We start from the raw sequence: 1,677 nt of genomic DNA, 5'->3' as shown, positions 1-1,677 counted from the left end.
CGGCCGAGAACCGGCCGCTGGCCTGGGTACCTGTGCGCGCTTCCCCACCCGTGGGACGGCGAAGAACGCCCACCTGCGAGTACGCCGAAGGCCACCAGTGGGAAGGGCCTGCCCTCGTGCGCGGCCTGCACGTGACCCTGGACAACGCCCGCGTGATCAAGGATGGGGCGAGCACTCCATCCCCGCCGACGCCCAGCGGCGGACCCAGTGGAAGTACCGAACCTGCTACAACTGGCAGTTTGCGTGGTGGCTGCGCACCAACCGGGGCGCCCCCGACGCACCGCCCTCCACCTGGACACCGACCGACGATCCCGACGCGCCCAAGCAGCTGACCTTCCTGTAGCTCGACCAAGGCCACGGCTCGGCGACAGGCAACGTCACCGAACCGTGGTGCCACCATGTTTCTCGGCGCGGGAGGCGCGCATAGCCCGCTTCCGGCGGGCGGGGCACGGAGATCCGCGTGACACTTCGCTACGACGTGCCCGGTGGGGCGCTGGGCAAGGCCGCGGCGCGCTACTTCGGCGAGGAACCGCACCAGCAGTTGGACGACGACCTGCGCCGCTTCAAGCAGATCGCGGAGACCGGCGAGGTCATCCGCTCCGAGGGCGCACCAGGCGGCAAGCGGGCCCGCGGTGAGTTCCCGCAGCACCCTGCCCGACCGCTGACCGACGGCGAATTGAAGGAGGCCCTGGCATGAAGGCGAACTGCTGGACGGGACGAAATTCGGTCGAGGTGCAGGATGTCCCCGAACCGTCGATCCTGAACCGCCGCGACGCCATCGTGAAGATCACCTCGACGGCGATCTGCGGCTCCGACCTCCATCTGCTCGACGGCTACGTCCCCACCATGCAAGAGGGCGACATCATGGGCCACGAATTCATGGGTGAGGTCGTGGAGGTCGGCCCCGGCATCAGTAACGACAAACTGCGCGTCGGTGACCGGATTGTCGTGCCCTTCCCCATTGCCTGCGGTGTCTGCGCGTCCTGCCGCGCCGAGCTGTACTCGTGCTGCGAGAACACCAACCCCAACGCCGGCATGTCGGAGAAGTTCTTCGGCCACCCCACCGCCGGCATCTACGGCTATTCCCACCTCACCGGTGGGTTCGCCGGCGGTCAGGCCGAGTACGCCCGGGTGGTGCTCGCTGCCGTCAACGCCCTGAAACTCGAGTCGGACCTCAGTGACGAGCAGGTGCTGTTCCTGTCCGACATCCTGCCGACCGGGTACATGGGCGCGGAAATGTGCGACATCCAGGAAGGCGACATCGTCGCCGTCTGGGGCGCCGGTCCGGTGGGCCAGTTCGCGATGGACAGCGCCCGGGTCCTGGGCGCGCAGAAGGTCATCGCGATCGACAAGGAGGCCTACCGGCTTGACATGGCCGCCGCCCAGGGCTACACGACCGTCGACTTCGAGGAAACCGACGTACGGTCGGCGCTGCTCGAACTCACCGGCGGGCGGGGCCCCGACAAGTGCATCGACGCGGTCGGAATGGAGGCCACACACGGTGCCTCCCACGTGCGCATGTACGACCGGGCCAAGCAGGCGGTCCGCTCCGAGACCGACCGGCCCCACGCCCTGCGCCAGGCCATCCTGTCCTGCAGGAGCGGAGGCGTGGTGTCGGTCATCGGCGTCTACGGCGGGCTGATCGACAAATTCCCGGCGGGTGCCTGGATGAACAGG

The 1,677-nt window shown here is 68.3% G+C and carries 2 protein-coding genes; both read left to right on the top strand.

Going from position 1 to position 1,677, the window contains the following annotated elements; translation table 11 throughout:
• The first annotated feature begins 460 nt into the window (after nucleotides 1–460).
• Nucleotides 461–697 carry a hypothetical protein gene (locus AC3ET4_RS30690; RefSeq protein WP_431955222.1) on the top strand — a complete coding sequence of 79 codons (237 nt, stop codon included), beginning with the start codon at nucleotides 461–463 and terminating at the stop codon, nucleotides 695–697.
• Nucleotides 694–1,677 (top strand): zinc-dependent alcohol dehydrogenase (locus AC3ET4_RS30685; RefSeq protein WP_431955220.1); only part of this gene is annotated, 984 nt, incomplete at its 3' end. The genes AC3ET4_RS30690 and AC3ET4_RS30685, both read left to right, overlap by 4 nt.

The organism is Actinacidiphila sp. bgisy167 (assembly GCF_057707665.1).
The sequence above is the reverse complement of the archived record's forward strand: the minus strand, read 5'-3'. Positions and strand labels throughout refer to the sequence as shown.